Annotated in this window: 15 protein-coding genes; 7 read left to right on the plus strand and 8 right to left on the minus strand. The window is 70.9% G+C overall.

Annotated elements, in window-relative coordinates; translation table 11 throughout:
* Positions 1-59: 59 nt before the first annotated feature.
* Together AB0M01_RS07015 and AB0M01_RS07020 are read right to left on the minus strand one after the other, a co-directional pair.
* A complete protein-coding gene (locus tag AB0M01_RS07015; protein ID WP_363666382.1) occupies positions 60-1,328 on the minus strand; it encodes a HAMP domain-containing sensor histidine kinase in 1,269 nt (422 codons plus the stop codon).
* A complete protein-coding gene (locus AB0M01_RS07020; protein ID WP_184803563.1) occupies positions 1,325-2,017 on the minus strand; it encodes a response regulator in 693 nt (230 codons plus the stop codon). The genes AB0M01_RS07015 and AB0M01_RS07020 overlap by 4 nt, the downstream gene beginning before the upstream one ends.
* 127 nt (positions 2,018-2,144) lie before the next feature.
* Here AB0M01_RS07020 and AB0M01_RS07025 point away from each other — a divergent pair, with 127 nt between their 5' ends.
* From AB0M01_RS07025 to AB0M01_RS07045, 5 genes are read left to right on the plus strand one after another with little or no spacing between them, the layout of a single operon-like run.
* Positions 2,145-2,435: a hypothetical protein gene (locus AB0M01_RS07025; protein ID WP_363666385.1), complete on the plus strand. Its 291-nt coding sequence runs from the start codon at positions 2,145-2,147 to the stop codon at positions 2,433-2,435.
* Entirely contained in the window at positions 2,432-3,445 is a 1,014-nt protein-coding gene (locus AB0M01_RS07030; protein ID WP_363666387.1) for a MoxR family ATPase, read from the plus strand. Before AB0M01_RS07025 ends, AB0M01_RS07030 begins: the two co-directional genes overlap by 4 nt.
* Entirely contained in the window at positions 3,442-4,398 is a 957-nt protein-coding gene (locus tag AB0M01_RS07035) for a DUF58 domain-containing protein (RefSeq protein WP_363666389.1), read from the plus strand. Before AB0M01_RS07030 ends, AB0M01_RS07035 begins: the two co-directional genes overlap by 4 nt.
* Positions 4,395-5,342, plus strand: a complete 948-nt coding sequence (locus AB0M01_RS07040) for a VWA domain-containing protein (protein WP_363666391.1) — start codon at positions 4,395-4,397, stop codon at positions 5,340-5,342. The genes AB0M01_RS07035 and AB0M01_RS07040 overlap by 4 nt, the downstream gene beginning before the upstream one ends.
* 16 nt (positions 5,343-5,358) lie before the next feature.
* Positions 5,359-6,303, plus strand: a complete 945-nt coding sequence (locus AB0M01_RS07045; RefSeq protein WP_363666393.1) for a trypsin-like peptidase domain-containing protein — start codon at positions 5,359-5,361, stop codon at positions 6,301-6,303.
* Positions 6,304-6,362: 59 nt separating this feature from the next.
* On the opposite strand, the gene AB0M01_RS07050 is transcribed toward AB0M01_RS07045, so the two are convergent.
* The 5 genes from AB0M01_RS07050 to AB0M01_RS07070 all read right to left on the minus strand — a co-directional run bounded on the left by AB0M01_RS07050 (position 6,363) and on the right by AB0M01_RS07070 (position 11,211).
* Entirely contained in the window at positions 6,363-6,779 is a 417-nt protein-coding gene (locus tag AB0M01_RS07050) for a PRC-barrel domain-containing protein (RefSeq protein WP_363666395.1), read from the minus strand.
* A gap of 73 nt (positions 6,780-6,852) precedes the next feature.
* Positions 6,853-8,001, minus strand: a complete 1,149-nt coding sequence (locus AB0M01_RS07055) for an ROK family protein (RefSeq protein WP_363666397.1) — start codon at positions 7,999-8,001, stop codon at positions 6,853-6,855.
* A gap of 22 nt (positions 8,002-8,023) precedes the next feature.
* The gene (locus tag AB0M01_RS07060; RefSeq protein WP_363666399.1) at positions 8,024-9,373 is read right to left on the minus strand and encodes a sugar ABC transporter substrate-binding protein; all 1,350 of its coding nucleotides are present in this window, start codon (positions 9,371-9,373) and stop codon (positions 8,024-8,026) included.
* Between the two features lie 26 nt (positions 9,374-9,399).
* On the minus strand, positions 9,400-10,296 hold the full coding sequence (locus AB0M01_RS07065) for a carbohydrate ABC transporter permease (protein ID WP_363666401.1): 897 nt from the start codon (positions 10,294-10,296) through the stop codon (positions 9,400-9,402).
* Between the two features lie 12 nt (positions 10,297-10,308).
* A complete protein-coding gene (locus tag AB0M01_RS07070) occupies positions 10,309-11,211 on the minus strand; it encodes a sugar ABC transporter permease (RefSeq protein ID WP_363666403.1) in 903 nt (300 codons plus the stop codon).
* A gap of 166 nt (positions 11,212-11,377) precedes the next feature.
* Here AB0M01_RS07070 and AB0M01_RS07075 point away from each other — a divergent pair, with 166 nt between their 5' ends.
* Positions 11,378-11,851: a hypothetical protein gene (locus AB0M01_RS07075; RefSeq protein ID WP_363666405.1), complete on the plus strand. Its 474-nt coding sequence runs from the start codon at positions 11,378-11,380 to the stop codon at positions 11,849-11,851.
* Between the two features lie 13 nt (positions 11,852-11,864).
* Complete coding sequence (locus tag AB0M01_RS07080; RefSeq protein ID WP_363666407.1) at positions 11,865-12,743, plus strand: helix-turn-helix domain-containing protein; 879 nt, start codon at positions 11,865-11,867, stop codon at positions 12,741-12,743.
* Here AB0M01_RS07080 and AB0M01_RS07085 read toward each other — a convergent pair.
* The gene (locus AB0M01_RS07085) at positions 12,740-15,151 is read right to left on the minus strand and encodes a glycoside hydrolase family 2 protein (RefSeq protein WP_363666409.1); all 2,412 of its coding nucleotides are present in this window, start codon (positions 15,149-15,151) and stop codon (positions 12,740-12,742) included. The genes AB0M01_RS07080 and AB0M01_RS07085 overlap by 4 nt on opposite strands.
* Positions 15,152-15,161: the final 10 nt, after the last annotated feature.

Here is a 15,161-nt window from a genome sequence, read left to right on the forward strand (position 1 = left end):
TCTCCGGGGAGAGGTTCGTCCACAGGCAAACGCCTGCTTCAGGCGCGCAGCCCAGTACTTCAGGCGCGCGGCCCCAGCGGATCCTCGTCCGCCGGCGGCGTCGGCGCCCGCCGGGTGTCGTTGGTCAGCGAGCGTTCCGGCAGCCACAGCACGAACGTGCTGCCGACCCCCACCTCGGAGTACAGCGAGACCGATCCCCCGTGCGACTCGACGATCTGCCGCACGATCGCCAGCCCGAGCCCGGCCCGGCGCTGACCCGTCGACGGAACGGTCGCCGGCGCCTGCCGCTGACCCGACCGGAAGAACCGGTCGAAGACCCGGTCGGCATCCTCCTCGGCGATCCCCGGCCCCTCGTCGCGAACCGCGATCCACGCCCATCCGTTGCGGCTCCCGACAGCCAGGACGAGCTCACTCCCACCCCGAGCCAGCCGTACGGCGTTCGAGAGCAGGTTGTCGACCGCCCGTCGCAACGCGGACGCGTCACCGGCAGCGATCGGCCCCGGCGACAGCCGTCGGACGAGCCGGATCTCGCGGTCCGCGGCGAGCAGCGCGTACTCCTCGGCGGCCTCCCCCGCGATCCCGGCCAGATCCACGTCGGCGTCGACGAACGCCGGCGACGAGCGCCGCGCGGACGCCAGCAGGTCCTCGACCAGCCGGGTCATCCGCTGGATCGCCCGGGAGACGATCGCGGTCGCCTGCGCGCGGTCCTCCGGAGGCGTGTCGTCGTGCGCGAGAACGGCATCGACGTTGGCCTGGATCACCGCGAGCGGGTTGCGCAGCTCGTGCGACGCGTCGTCGACGAGCTGCCGTTGCGCGACGAACGCCGACTCCAGCCGGACCAGCATGTCGTCGACCGTGTCGGCCAGGTTGCGCAGCTCGTCGCGCGGCCCGTCCAGCGCGATCCGGCGGGACAGGTCGGTCGCCGAGATGTCCTGCGCGGTCGCGGTGATCGCCCGGACCGGCCGCAGCGCGCGCCCCGACAGCCACCACCCGGTCCCGAGGCTGACCAGGAACAGCACGCCCATCCCCGCCGCGGAGTAGTTCCGCATCGTCTGCAGGGTCTGGTAGTTCACCGCCGACTGGATGCTGGAGATCTCGGCCGCCTGGACGGTGTAGCCAGGCTTGAGCTTGATCTCCCCGTTGTGCTCGTAGGTGACCTTCTTGACCGTGATCGGGTCCAGCGGCTTGGGATCCAGGTACGCCGACAGCGCGAAGTACAGGCCGCCGAGCAGCAGCGCCGACAGCGCGATCAGCACCGCGGAGTACGTCACCGTGAGCCGGAACCGGATCGTCTGCGCCCAGCTGGGCAGCGACTGCGGAATCTTCATGTCTCACCTCTGAGCCGGTAGCCCCGGCCGATCACCGTTTCCAGCAAGGGATCCTCGCCCTCCTGGGTGAGCTTGCGCCGCAGCGTCCCGACGGTCACGCGCACGCTCTGCGTGAACGGGTCGGCATTCTCGTCCCAGACGTGCTCGAGCAACTCCTCGGCCGACACGACGTGCCCCGGCCGGGACATCAGGTACCGCAGTACGCCGAACTCCTTGAGCGTCAGCGGAAGCTCCCGGCCGGCCCTGGTCGCCAGGTGCCGCGCCGAGTCCAGCACGAGGTCGCCGACGTGCAACTGGGTCGACCCGTTCGTCACGTCGCGCCGCAGCAGCGCGCGGATCCGCGCCAGCAGCTCGACCAGCGCGAACGGCTTGGTCAGGTAGTCGTCGGCGCCCTCGTCGAGGCCGCGGACCCGGTCGGCCAGCGAGGCGCGCGCGGTCAGCATCAGCACCCGCAGCTCACGCCCGGACGCGACCTCGATCTCGCCCCGGCGGACCGCCCGGCACAGGTCGAGGCCGTTGGTGTCCGGCAGCGTGATGTCCAGGATCGCCAGGTCGTACGCCGTAGTCGCAAGCTTCTCGACCGCCTCGGCGCCGGTCAGCGCCGTGTCGACGGCGTAGCCGGCCCGGCCGAGTCCCGAGCGCAGCGCGCTGACCAGGCCTTCTTCGTCCTCCACCACCAGTAGTCGCACAACCCAACCGTAGCGGCGGTCGTGGCGTGCTCAGGGATGCGCTTTCGGTGCGCTTTCGCTCCGCTTTCCGGTCGTTTTCGTGGCCGGGTGATGAATTGGTCGCACGATCCGATCTAAGGAGTGCCAGATGAACTTCCCCGGAAAGCGTGTCCTGCTCGGCAGCGCGGTCGCCGTCGCGGCCCTCGGCGTCGGTGGTTTCGCGTACGCCGCCGGCAACGACCCGGCGCCGTCGCAGGGGTACGTGACCGTCGAGGACGGCGCCACCAGCCCGTCCCCGAGCACCGGCCAGGGCAACAGCGCCCAGCCGCGCGACGGGCGCGACTGCCCCGAGAAGAGCGGCCAGGGCCAGGGCCAGGCCCAGCCCTCGCAGCCCGAGCAGAGCCAGCCTGAGCAGGCGAACCCCCAGGGCAACGCATGACCGCAGTACTCGAGCGGGCCCTCTTCGAGGTGAAGCGGGTCGTGGTCGGGCAGGACCACCTGGTGGAGCGGATGATGGTGGGCCTGCTGGCCCGCGGTCACTGCCTGCTCGAAGGTGTTCCCGGCGTCGCGAAGACGCTCGCCGTCCGGACCCTGGCGGAGGTGATCGGCGGCCGGTTCGCCCGGCTGCAGTTCACCCCCGACCTGGTCCCCGGTGACATCGTCGGAACCCGGATCTGGCGGCCGTCGGCGGAGGGGTTCGACACCGAGCTCGGTCCGATCTTCGCGCACCTGGTGCTGGCCGACGAGATCAACCGGGCCCCGGCCAAGGTCCAGTCGGCGCTGCTGGAGGCGATGGCCGAGCAGCAGGTCAGCATCGGCGGCGTCAGCTACCCGCTGCCCGAGCCGTTCCTGGTGCTGGCCACCCAGAACCCGATCGAGTCCGAGGGCGTCTACGCGCTGCCCGAGGCGCAGCGGGACCGGTTCCTGCTGAAGATCACCGTCGACTACCCGACGCCGCTGGAGGAGCTCACGATCCTGCAGCGGATGAGCTCGCACCGGCCGCACGCCAACGCCGTACTGACGCCCGACATGGTCCGTGAACTGCAGGAGGCCACCGAGGACGTCTTCGTGCACAACGCCGTCGCGGAGTACGTCGTACGGCTGGTGCACGCGACCCGGCAGCCGCAGCAGTACGGGATCAACGATCTCGGCGGCGTGCTGGAGTTCGGGGTGAGCCCGCGGGCGACCCTCGGGCTGGTCGCGGCCGGGCGGGCGCTGGCGCTGCTGCGCGGGCGCGACTACGTCCTGCCGGCCGACGTGTACGACGTCGCGCACGACGTGATGGCGCACCGGCTGGTGCTGACCTTTGACGCGCTCGCGGACGGGGTCGACCCGCGCGCGGTGGTGTCGCGGGTGCTGCACGCGGTCGAGCAGCCGCACGTCGTACCGGCCGACGACGGGCCCGGGATCAACAGTGCGCCTGGGTACGACGTGAGTGGCGCGGCATGACCAGCCGATCACCGCAGCCTGCTCCCGACCTGCTGGCCGGGCGGGAGCGGGCGCTGCGGTCGCTGGAGCTGTCGGTGAAGCGGAAGCTGGAAGGCTTCGTGCACGGCGAGATCACCGGGCTGCGCAGCGGTCCGGGCAGCGAGCCGAACGAGGCGCGGCCGTACCAAGCCGGGCAGGACGACGTCCGCCGGATGGACTGGAACGTCACCGCCCGCTCGCTCGAACCGCACGTCCGGGCGCCGCTGGCCGAGCGCGAGCTGGAGACCTGGGCGCTGATCGACGCGTCGGCCAGCATGGACTTCGGGACGGCGCTGAGTGAGAAGCGCGACCTCGCGATCGCGGTGGTCGGGGCGGTCGGTCTGCTGGCCGACCGGCCCGGTAACACGCTCGGCGTACGAGTTGCTCTGGGCAACAACTTGCACCGGCTGCCGGCGGCCGGCGGTACCGCTGCTCTGCGGCGGACGTTCCGTGCGCTGCTCTCGCTGCCCCGCGCAGCGCCAGGTGAGCACCCGGCGACGGACCTGGCCACGGCGATCATCAAGTTCGACCGGGAACACCGCCGGCCTGGGCTGCGGGTGGTCGTCTCCGATTTCCACAGCACCGACTGGGGTGACGCCCTGAGGCGGCTGGGCGCGCGGCACGAGGTGATCGCCGTCGAGGTGCTCGACCCCCGGGAGCTGGAGCTCCCCGAGGTCGGGCTGCTGACGGTCGTCGACCCGGAAACCGGGCAGCGGCGCGAGATCCAGACCTCCAGCAAGCGGCTGCGACGCCGGTACGCCGACGCGATGCAGCAGCACCGGGAGCTGACCACGCAGGCGATCCGCGCGTCCGGTGCCGCGCACCTCGTTCTGCGCACCGACACCGACTGGGTGCGCGACGTCGCCGCCTTCGCCTCCGCCCGCAAGCGGGCCGCTGCCCGCCGTACCCCTCGAGGGAGGACCGGTACCCGATGAGATTCGAGCAACCCCTGTGGCTGTGGCTGCTGCTGGTCGCCGCGGCGCTGGTCGTCGCGTACGTGGTCGCCCAGCGCCGCCGCAGCCGGTACGCCGTGCGCTTCGCGACGCTGCCGATGCTGGACAAGGTCGCGCCGAAGCGCCCCGGCTGGCGGCGGCACGCGCCGGCGTTCGCCTTCCTGGCCGCGATCGTCGTGCTGACGATCGCGATCGCCCGACCTGTGACCGACGTCCGCGTCCCGCGCGAACGCGCGACCGTCGTGGTCGCGATGGACGTCAGCAACTCGATGGCCGCCACCGACGTCTCCCCCGACCGGTTCTCGGTCGCCAAGGAGGCCGCGACGCAGTTCGTCCGCGACCTGCCCGAGCAGTTCAACGTCGGCCTGGTCTCGTTCGCGCGGACCGCGACCGTGGTCGCGCCGCCGAGCACGAACCACCAGGCCACCGTCGACGCGATCGGGCAGCTGACGCTGACCGACAGCACGGCGATCGGCGAGGCCGTCCTGACCAGCCTGCAGGCGGTCCGCTCGCTGGACAGCCAGGCCGCCGACGACCTGCCGCCGGCCCGGATCGTGCTGCTGTCCGACGGCGGCAACACCGCCGGGCGCCCGATCGACGAAGCCGCCCAGGAGGCGACGCAGGCCGGCGTACCGGTCTCGACGATCGCGTACGGCACCCCGGACGGCACCATCGACCTCGAAGGCCGGCCGGTGCCGGTCCCCGCCGACACCGAGTCCCTGCAGGGACTGGCCGAGGCGACCAGCGGTTCCTTCTACGCCGCCGAGAGCGACCAGGAGCTGCGCGACGTCTACTCCGACCTCCAGTCGTCGATCGGCTGGACCACCGAGGAACGCGAGATCACCAACCTGGTGGCGGGAATCGCCCTGGCCGCGGCGCTGCTGGCCGGGCTGGCGTCGCTGCTGTGGTTCTCGCGGCTCCCGTGAGCATCAAGGAGCACTTGTGAGTCCTCACCTGGGTCATCCGTTCCGCGGACCGCACTACCAGCCCGGCCCGCCGCCCGCCGTACCGCCGCCTCCGGTCGAGTCCGGCGTCCCGTTCCCCGTCACCCCGGTCTCCGCCCCGCCGGCTCCCCCCTCTCCGGCTGCGGCACCTCAGGCCGGGGTGACGGTCCCACCTGCTCGCGTACGGCGTACCGGCCGCACGCTCGCCGCCGGGATCGCGCTGTCGATCCTGGCCGGTGGGCTGGCCGGGGCGGTGACCGGGAACTGGGGTGACGACAACCCGCCGGCCGCGACCACACAGTTGCCGCAGGCATCGGCTCCGTCGGCCGCCACGGGTGGTGGGTCGATCGCCTCGGCCGCCGCGAGCGTGCTGCCCGGGGTGGTGTCGGTCCGGGCCGGCCGGGCCACCGGTTCCGGTTTCGCGATCGATGCCGAGGGCCACGTGGTGACCAACGCGCACGTGGTGGAAGGAGCCCGCGATGTCTCGATCGTGCTGTCGAACGGGCGGACGCTGGACACCGAGATCATCGGCGTCGACGCCGACAACGACCTGGCGGTGCTGCAGGTCTCCGGGAACGCGTCGGGCTCGGGACTGCGGTCGCTCCCGCTCGGCCGGTCCGCGGAACTGAAGGTCGGCGACCCCGTGCTCGCCGTCGGGTCGCCGCTCGGGCTGGAGGGCACGGTGACGGCCGGGATCGTCAGCGCGGTGAACCGGCAGGCCCGGTTCGGCGACAGCGGCGCGCGGCAGACCGCGATCCAGACCGACGCGGCGATCAACCCGGGCAACTCCGGCGGCCCGCTGGTCAACGCGGCCGGTCAGGTGGTCGGCGTGAACACGGCCATCGCGACGCTCGGTACGTCGAGCCGCTCGGGCAACATCGGGATCGGTTTCGCGATCCCGGTCGACCGGATGACCACGATCGTGCGTGGCCTGATCGACTGATTCACTGAACACCTCGGCCCGCCGCGACTTCCATGCCACGCGGCGGGCCGAGGCCTGTGTCAGCGCTGGTACGGCGGCTGCCGGTAGATCGAGCCGGGCGCCCAGAACGGCCCGATCTCGTAGTATTCGTAGACGCCGGTGAAGTAGTCCGGCGAGTCGGTCAGCTCCGGGTCGTAGCCCGGGCCGCCGACGACCTTCTGCTGGTCGCGGTCGATCACCACCTGGTCCTCGTCGACCGACCCGACGAGCTCGACCGGGATCAGCCGGGACTCCTTGCCGAGCCCGAGGAATCCGCCGTCGACCACCTCGAGCAGCCGTACCTTCGCCTCGTCGTGGTCGAGGAACAACCCGTCGACCTTGCCGATCTTCTCCCCGGCCGCGTCGACAACGGTCCGGCCGCGGATGTCGTCGGCCGGATCGGCCAGAACCAGGTCCGTCGAGCCCAGCTTCACCAGGGCCACCTGCTGCTCAGTCATCGTCGTACTCCCTTCCGGCCTTCTGGTAGCCGGAAGGTGGCCTGGTCAAACGGTCGCTTGCGGAAGTACCCGGTCAGACCCGGCTAACCAGTCCGTGCTGGATCAGGTGCCGGAGTACGGCGGCCGATCCGGCCCGGGCGAAGTCCTCCGGCCCCTGCGAACGGACCACGAGCGCGCAGCTGTAGCCGAGCCTCTCGACCCGGTGCGCGAAGGCCGCCCGGAGCGCCGCGTGCAGCTCGACGCTGTCGGTGACGAAGTCGCCGGTGACGAGCACGAGCTCCGGACCGGCCAAGGCGGCAACCGCACCGGCAGCCTCGCCCAGCGCCGTACCGGCCGCGGTCAAGGCGGCGGTCACCCGCGGGTCGCTGTCCCGGGCGAGGGCCAGCGCGTCGTCCCGGCCGAGCCGGGGATCACCGACCGCGGTCCGGACGGCAGCGAGGATCGCGCTGGTCGACGCCACGTCGTCCAGCTCGGCGGAGCCGACCACCATCCGGCCGAGGGCGCCATCGCCGGACGGCCCGCCGACGACACCACCGTTGGCGAACAACGCGCTCCGGACCCGGTCGCCGACCGACACCACGGCGAAGGTCGGCATCCCGATCGCCGACCCGAACCACTCCTCGGCCTGGGCCAGCGCGTGGACGTCGTTCGCCACCACGACCACGTCGTCCGGCAGCTCCGACCGCAACCGCTGCGGAAAGGCCACGTCGCGCCACCCGAGCTGCCCGGACCGGACCCGTTCGTCCCCGACGACCCCGTCGAGGACGACGCCGATGCCGCCGACGTTCGCCATCGCGTCCCCGAGCGAGGTCCGCAGGCCGCGGACCAGCCGGCCGACGGCCACGGCGACGGTCTCCGGCGTGGAGCCCGGCAGGCCGTACTCCGTCCGGTGCAGAACGCCGGCGCGCAGGCTGGTCAGGGTCGCCACCAGCCGGCCGGGCTGGACCGCGATCCCCAGCGCCAGCAGGCTCTCCGGCACCACCCGCAGCGCGCGGGCGGGCCGGCCGGGCGCGGCCGGCGCGACCGTCCGGTCCTCGGCGAGGGTGACGAGGCCGTGATCCATCAACGTGGTCACGGCCTTCGTCACCGACGCGGGCGACAGCTGCAGCTGCCGGGTGACGTCGATCCGCGCGATCGGGCCCCGGGTCAGGATCCGGACCAGCACGTTCACCGCCGTCGGCGAGTCCAGCGCGAGCGGTTTGCGCACCTCTTTGGCCGTCACCCGGTCCGCCCCGTCGGTCCCGTCAGCCCTGCGCGGCCAGCGTCTCCTTGGTCTTGTCGGTCACCTTGGTCCAGAAGTCGTCGCCGGCGTTGCTGGTGAAGTACGACTCGAACAGCGGCTTCAGCGTCGACTCGACCGCGGTGCCGTTGCTGAACGGTTTCGACAGCTGGATCTGGCCGGCCTTCTCCATCGCGGTGAAGACGCTCAGGTCCACGCCCTTGGCCTGCTCGGACGCGGTCAGCGCGTCCATCGCCTTGCCGTTGGACGGGAAGAACGAGGCGTTGTACGCGGCGGCCTTGGTCTGGCAGGCCTCCGACTCCTGGTAAGCGATCCACTTCCAGGTAGCCTCCTTGTTCTTGCCCTTGGCCCACACGACATTACCGTTGGCGTTGCCGAAGGCCCCGCGGGTCTTCCCGTCCTTGCCGAGCGGCGACGGCGCGATGCCCGTCTTCAGCCCCGGCAGCTTGGCGAACGTGGCCGCCTCCCAGGATCCTCCCACGGTCATCGCGACCTTGCCGCTGCCGAGTTGCTCGCTGTCGGACACGGTGAAGGTGCCGAGCTTGGGCGAGTACCCCTTGGCGACCATCGAGGTGACCCAGCGCATCGTGCTCACGAACCGCGGGTCGCTGTACTGGAACTGCGTCGGCCACGACTCCGGCTCGGCCATCGTCCAGCCGGTCGCCGCCGCGAACGGGAACCACGACGTCTGCCCGCGGAAGTCGTTGGCGGCCAGCATGCCGATCCCGTAGACCGCCACGTGCTCCTTGTCGAACCCGGGCGCATCGCCGCGGACGCCGTTCCTGTCGACGGTCAGGTGCGCGGCGATCTTCTCCGCCGTACCGCCGTCGCTCGGGTCGAAGGTCATCGACTGCACCTGCGCCTCGGTGATCCCGGCCTTGGCCAGCAGCGCCTTGTTGTAGTAGATGCCCGAGGTGGCCCAGTCCATCGGCAGCCCGTACAGCTTGCCGTCCTTGCCCTTCCAGGCGTCGGTGCCGATCGTGATGCCCTTCAGGTCGAAGCCGTCCTTGGCGACGTGGTCGTCGAGCGGCTCGAGCTGGCCCTGGTCGACGTACGACGGGAAGTACTGGACGCTGTTCATGAACCCGTCCGGCGCGTTGCCACCGACGAACCCGGCGGTCAGCTTGGTGAAGTAGTCGTCGGTGCTGTACTGCGAGATCTTCACCTCGACGCCCGGGTTCTGGGCCTGGAAGTCCGGCACGCACTGCTGGTAGGCCTCGGCCTGGACCGGGTCCCAGGTCCACCAGTTGACCGTTGCGTTGCCGCCGGCCGAGTCGTCCGAGGACGAGCAGGCCGCGAGACCCGCGGTGAGGACGACAGCCGCGGCGACGGCCACCCAGCGTGTGGATTTCATGTGGTTCTCCAGGGGTGAAGGTGGTGTTACTTGATGCCGCCGAACTGGATGGAGTTGACGATCCGGCGGCCGAAGACCATGAACAACACCAGCATCGGCAGCGCGGACACCAAGGTGGCGGCCATCAGGCCGGCCCAGTCGGGCATCGACTGGGGTGAGGCCTGCTTGAAGACGGCGAGCGCCACGGTCAGCGGCCGGACGCTGTCGTCGGTGGTGACCAGCAGCGGCCAGAAGTAGTCGTTCCACAGGCCGATGAAGCCGAGGATCGACAGCGTCGTGACCGGGCCGGACGACATCGGCAGGATGATCCGGAACAGGATCCGCACCGGCCCGGCGCCGTCGATGATCGCGGCCTCCTCGACCTCGGTGCTGAGCCCGATCATGAACTGCCGCAGGAAGAAGATGTTGAACGCCGAGAACAGCGCCCCGGGCAGGATCATCCCGCCGAAGGTGTTCAGCAGCCCGAGGTCCTTGATCAGCACGTAGTTCGGCAGCAGGGTCAGGATGCCGGGGATCATCAGCGCCGTCAGCAGGACCGCGAACACCGCGTCCCGGCCGCGCCACCGCAGCCGGGCGAAGGCGTACGCCGCGAGCACCGAGAAGAACACGATCAGCGCGGTCGAGGCCGCCGCGTAGACGACCGAGTTCAGCACCGAGCGGCCGAGGTCGATCGCCGCGCCGGAGCCGCCCTGGGCCAGCGCCTCGGCGCGCGAGGAGAAGCCCAGGACCCGGCCGAACGCACCCCAGGTGAAGCCCACCGGGAGCGGTGACGACGGGTCGGTGATCAGGTTCAGGTTGTTGGACAGCGCCGTGCGCAGCATCCAGTAGAACGGGAAGATCGTCACCAGCAGCACCAGCGCGACGTACAGCCAGGCGAAGGTGCGGCCGACCGGAAGGCGGCGGCGTGAGGTCTGCGAGGTCATGGCCAACGGCTCCTAGTTCGTGTCCGACTCGTTGGCCCGCAGCAGCCGCAGCTGGACGAACGTGATGGCGAGCAGGATGACGAACAGCGCCAGCGACATCGTCGCCGCGTAGCCGAAGTCGAACTGCCCGAACGCCTTGTCGTAGATGTAGATCTGCAGCATGTTGGTCGCGCCGGCCGGACCGCCCTTGGTGGTCACCTGGACGATGTCGAAGACCTGGAACGAGCCGATCACGGTGAGCACCGCGACCAGCGCGAGGATCGGCCGCAGCAGCGGCAGGGTCAAGTACCGCAGCATCCCGAGCTCACCGGCACCGTCGAGCCGCCCGGCCTCGTAGACCGACGGCGGGATCGTCTGCAGCCCGGCGAAGATGATGATCGCGTTGTAGCCCATCGACTTCCAGACGCTGATGAACGCGACCGTCGGGACCGCCCAGCCGTGCGAGCCGAGGAACAGGATCGGGTGGTCGATCAGCTTGGTCAGCGCGAGGTTCACGATGCCCAACTGCGGGTCGAGCATCCAGGACCAGACCGTGCCGGCCACGACGCCGGAGACCAGGAACGGCAGGATGATCAGCCCGCGGACGACCGTCGAGGCGCCGAGCCGGTGCAGCACGACCGCGGTGAGCACCGAGAAGAACAACCCGATCACCACCGCCAGCACGACGAAGTACACCGTCACCAGCAGCGACTTCCAGAACATCTCGTCGTGCGCCAGGTGCCGCAGGTTGGCCAGGCCGGTCCAGCGGGCCGGGGTCAGCACCTTGAAGCTGGTGAAGCTCAGGTAGATGCCGCGCAGCGTCGGGTACGCCGCGAAGACCACGAACCCCAGCACCGCCGGGGCGATCAGGATCCACGCGAGTCGCGCGTCGTACCGGTGCGCCGGTGATCCACGCCGCTGATCGAGTGTCGCCATCTACCTGCCCATCATCTATTATTTTGCTCGGTCAAAAAATTGCCTGAACGGCGCGTGGTTGTCAAGCCGGGGCCCGCCGACCCGGCCGGAGGGATCGTAGAAATGTCCATACAGTTCCGCTGTCGCTCCATTCCCGGCCCCGCGGCGGGTTCCTAACGTGCGAGACATGGCCCCTTCCAGCGCTCCGGCGCCCGCGTCGACGCGGCTGGACGAGCATCAGCGGCCGCCGCGGCTACGGCTGGTCCCGGCCGACCCGCTGGTCACCTTCGAGGGCGACGAGCACCTCAGCACGTACGACGCCACGCTGCAGACCGGCTGGGTCGAGCTGGCGGACGGCCCGTCGTACCCGATCCGCCGGATCGGTGTCGCGCACCGGGCGACGGCCACCGCGGCGATGCACTTCTCCGCGGACGGCGGCAGCCTTGCGGTCGGTCTCGCGGTGGCAGCGCCGCTGCCCGGCGTACGGCTGCAGCTGATCGACGCGACCGCAGGGCGGGTCGAGCGGCAGTGGCTCGCCGATCTCACTCCGGACGAGCCGCTCGTCGATCACGTCTCCGTGCCGCACGACGATCTCAGCGCCTTCCGGCTGACCGCCTTCGCCGGCGGTGCCGAGCTGCTCACCGCGCACCTGACCGGCTGAATAAGCTGGCGGGGTGCTCATCCCCGACGGCTTCCCCGGCCAGCGCATCCAGGTGCTGCCGCGGCCGCTGGTCCGGCGGATGCGCTCCGAGCCGATCACCGAACGCCTGCTGGTCACCGACGTGGGGTACTTCCCACGTGCCGCCGGGCACGGCCGCAGCCGCCCGGACGGTACGCCGGAGTCGATCGTCATCATCTGCACCGAGGGCTCCGGCCAGATCTCGGCCGACGGAGTCACGGCCCGGGTCTCGGCGGGAGAGGCGGCGGTCATCCCCGAAGGAATGCCGCACAGCTACCAGGCCGACGAGCACGACCCGTGGTCGATCTGGTGGCTGCACGTCTGCGGTACGGACGCCGCCGCGCTGGTCGACGCCGTCCGCGGCCCGGAACAGGCCCTCACACTGAAGCTCCGCGACGTGTACACCGCGTCAGGGCTCGTCGACCGGATTCTGTCCAGCCTGGAGCGCGACGAGACCACGGGCAGCCTGATCCCGGCGGCCGGCGCCGCGTGGCACCTGCTGGCCCAGCTGACCGCCGACCGGCTGCTCGGCCAGGCGCCGAGTCACGACCGGATCGAGCTGGTGCAGCAGCATCTGCGGCAGCACCTGGCGACCCGGCAGAGCGTCGCCGAGCTCGCCCGGCTGGCCGGGCTGAGCACGTCGCACTTCTCCGCGTTGTTCAAGCAGTCCACCGGGATGGGCGTGATCGAGTACCTGCGCCGGCTGCGGAACGCGCGGGCGCGGGAGCTGCTGATCACCACCGGCCTGTCGGTCGGTGAGATCGCCACCGCGGTCGGCTACACCGATCCGCTGTACTTCTCCCGCCAGTTCCACGCGGTCAACGGAGTCAGCCCGAGCACGTTCCGGGCCGGCAACCTGGGCGACGCGCCCTAGTCCTTGGCGACCAGGTCGTTGGCCGACCTGACGACCGGGTAGGTCAGTGCGGGCTCCAGCTCGGCCCGTGCCACCCCGCGGACCCGGATCACCGCGGACTCACCCGGCAGCAGCGTCACCAGCATCTGGTCGGCCTCGGCCGCCGGTGCCACCCGGTCCGCCAGTACGGCGAGGTCCCGCACGAACGTCCGCGCGGTGACGGTCACGTCCACCGCGTCGTCGACGTCCGCGGTGGCGATGTCGAGCTCGGCCGGCTGGTACGCGAAGTCCTTGTCCTCCACGAAGTACCAGAACGCACGGTCGCCCTCGGACGTCTCCGCCACCAGCAGCTCGCGCATCGGGTCGCCCGGCTCGGCCACCTCGACCAGCGCTCGCGCAGCCGCCAGGCCGTCGGTCGAGAGCTTGACCGACTGCTCGGCGAGGACAGTGCCGTCGCGGTCGATCCGCCGTACCCGGACGTCGGTCGCCCAGTCCGCACCGGAGTCGTCCACGGTGACCACGGCCAGGCCGTCGGGGCCGGGCTGGAAGGTGAGCAGCCGCGGGCGGTACGAGCTCCGGAGGGCGTACCAGGCCGGCTTCAGCCGCTCGTCGCCGTCGACGACCGCCCAGGACACGACCGGCCAGCAGTCGTTGAGCTGCCAGATGATCGCCCCCATGTTCAGCGGCTGCAGCGAACGGAAGTACTCGATGCCGAGCTGGAAGGCGCGCGCCTGGTTGAGCTGCATCGCCCAGTGCCAGTCGTCGAACCGCTCCGGCAGGTCGAAGTGCGGAGCCAGCCCGCGCTCGAGCTTGCCGTTGCCGTCGCCGGCCTTCTGGTGGTTGAGCATCGCGGGCGAGTCCGGCGCGAGGACGTCGTCGTGGACCGCGCGGGTCAGCGTCGACATCGTCATCGGCCCCTGCCAGCCGAACTCGGCGACGAACCGCGCCGGGTAGTCGCGGTAGACCGCGTAGTCCTTCTCGTTCCACGCGTCCCAGAGATGCACGAGCCCCTTCGACGAGTCGTTGTAGAACGCCTCGGGACTGCCGGAGTACGGGCTGCCCGGCCAGTAGTAGCGCGCCGGGTCGACGTCGGCCACCGCCGTCGGCAGCGTCTCCAGGTAGTACGTGCTGCCCCAGCCGCGACCGGCGACGCGGCCCTTCCAGTCCCAGTCCTCGAAACCCCAGCCGAGCCAGTTCTCGTTGTTGCCGTTCCACAGCGCGAGACTCGGGTGGCTCATCAGCCGCTCGACATTGTCGCGGGCCTCGGCATCGATCTCGGCCATCATCTCGGGCGTCTCGGGGTACGGCGCGACCGCGAACAGGAAGTCCTGCCAGACCAGCAGACCGGTCTCGTCGCAGGCCTGGTAGAACTCGTCGCTCTCGTAGACGCCGCCACCCCAGACCCGGACCAGGTTCACGTTCGCCCGCAGCGCCTGGTCGAGCCGGCGGTCGATCCGGGCCCGGTCGACGCGCGGCAGGAAGCAGTCGTCGGGGATCCAGTTCACGCCGCGGACCGGGATCGGCCGGCCGTTGACGACGAAGACGAACGGGATGCCGTCGGCATCCGGGACCGTGTCGACCTCGAGGCTGCGGAAGCCGATCTTCCGGGTCCAGGTGTCCACGCCATGGGCCAGCTCGACCTCCAGCTCGTAGAGCGGCTGCTCGCCGTACCCGACCGGCCACCACAGCTCGGGATCGGCGACGGTCAGCTCCAGGTGCGCTGTGCCGTTGGCTGTGTGGGCGGTGGCCTCCACGCCGGCGACGCGCGCCGTCACGGCCTGGTCGGCCCCGACGACCTCGACGTCGACGATCACCTGCCCCTTGCCGTCGGCAACCGTCACCTGCGGCCGGACGGCGCCGAGCCGCGCATCCGCCCACTGCTCCAGGCGCACCGACCGCCAGATCCCGGAGGTGACCAGCACCGGTCCCCAGTCCCAGCCGAAGTTGCAGGCCATCTTCCGGATGTGGGTGTGCGGCGAGTAGACGTCCGGCCAGCCGTCGGCGTACGCCTGCTCGGACGGGCCCCAGGGCGAGGCGAACTCGACGACGAGCTCGTTGTCGCCGTCCAGCAGCAGGCCGGTGACGTCGAACCGGTACCGGCGGTGCATGTTCGCCGTACTGGCGATCTCGTGGCCGTTGAGCTCGATCCGCGCGAGGGTGTCGAGCCCGTCGAAGACCAGGTCGCTGTGGGCGGCCGTCGCGGCCGTGAACCGGCAGCGGTACCGCCAGGCCTGCCGGCCGATCCAGTCCAGCCGCTGCTCGTTCTCGTCGAGGTACGGATCCGGCACCAGCCCGGCCGCCAGCAGGTCGGTCGTCACCGTCCCCGGCACCGCGGCCGCCACCGGCAGCGCCTCCCGGATCTCCTCCGGAACCCGCCCCGGCTCGACCGCCTCGAGCACCCATCCGTCACTGAGCTCCTGCTTCGCCATGGCAGTCACC

This window comes from Kribbella sp. NPDC051770, from assembly GCF_040681455.1.
GTDB lineage: Bacteria > Actinomycetota > Actinomycetes > Propionibacteriales > Kribbellaceae > Kribbella.

Coding starts and splice junctions, on each gene's coding strand:
- AB0M01_RS07015 (WP_363666382.1), bottom strand. CDS start 1,328: ATGAAGATTCCGCAGTCGCTGCCCAGCTGGGCGCAGACGATCCGGTTC.
- AB0M01_RS07025 (WP_363666385.1), top strand. CDS start 2,145: ATGAACTTCCCCGGAAAGCGTGTCCTGCTCGGCAGCGCGGTCGCCGTC.
- AB0M01_RS07030 (WP_363666387.1), top strand. CDS start 2,432: ATGACCGCAGTACTCGAGCGGGCCCTCTTCGAGGTGAAGCGGGTCGTG.
- AB0M01_RS07035 (WP_363666389.1), top strand. CDS start 3,442: ATGACCAGCCGATCACCGCAGCCTGCTCCCGACCTGCTGGCCGGGCGG.
- AB0M01_RS07040 (WP_363666391.1), top strand. CDS start 4,395: ATGAGATTCGAGCAACCCCTGTGGCTGTGGCTGCTGCTGGTCGCCGCG.
- AB0M01_RS07050 (WP_363666395.1), bottom strand. CDS start 6,779: ATGACTGAGCAGCAGGTGGCCCTGGTGAAGCTGGGCTCGACGGACCTG.
- AB0M01_RS07060 (WP_363666399.1), bottom strand. CDS start 9,373: ATGAAATCCACACGCTGGGTGGCCGTCGCCGCGGCTGTCGTCCTCACC.
- AB0M01_RS07065 (WP_363666401.1), bottom strand. CDS start 10,296: ATGACCTCGCAGACCTCACGCCGCCGCCTTCCGGTCGGCCGCACCTTC.
- AB0M01_RS07070 (WP_363666403.1), bottom strand. CDS start 11,211: ATGGCGACACTCGATCAGCGGCGTGGATCACCGGCGCACCGGTACGAC.
- AB0M01_RS07075 (WP_363666405.1), top strand. CDS start 11,378: ATGGCCCCTTCCAGCGCTCCGGCGCCCGCGTCGACGCGGCTGGACGAG.
- AB0M01_RS07085 (WP_363666409.1), bottom strand. CDS start 15,151: ATGGCGAAGCAGGAGCTCAGTGACGGATGGGTGCTCGAGGCGGTCGAG.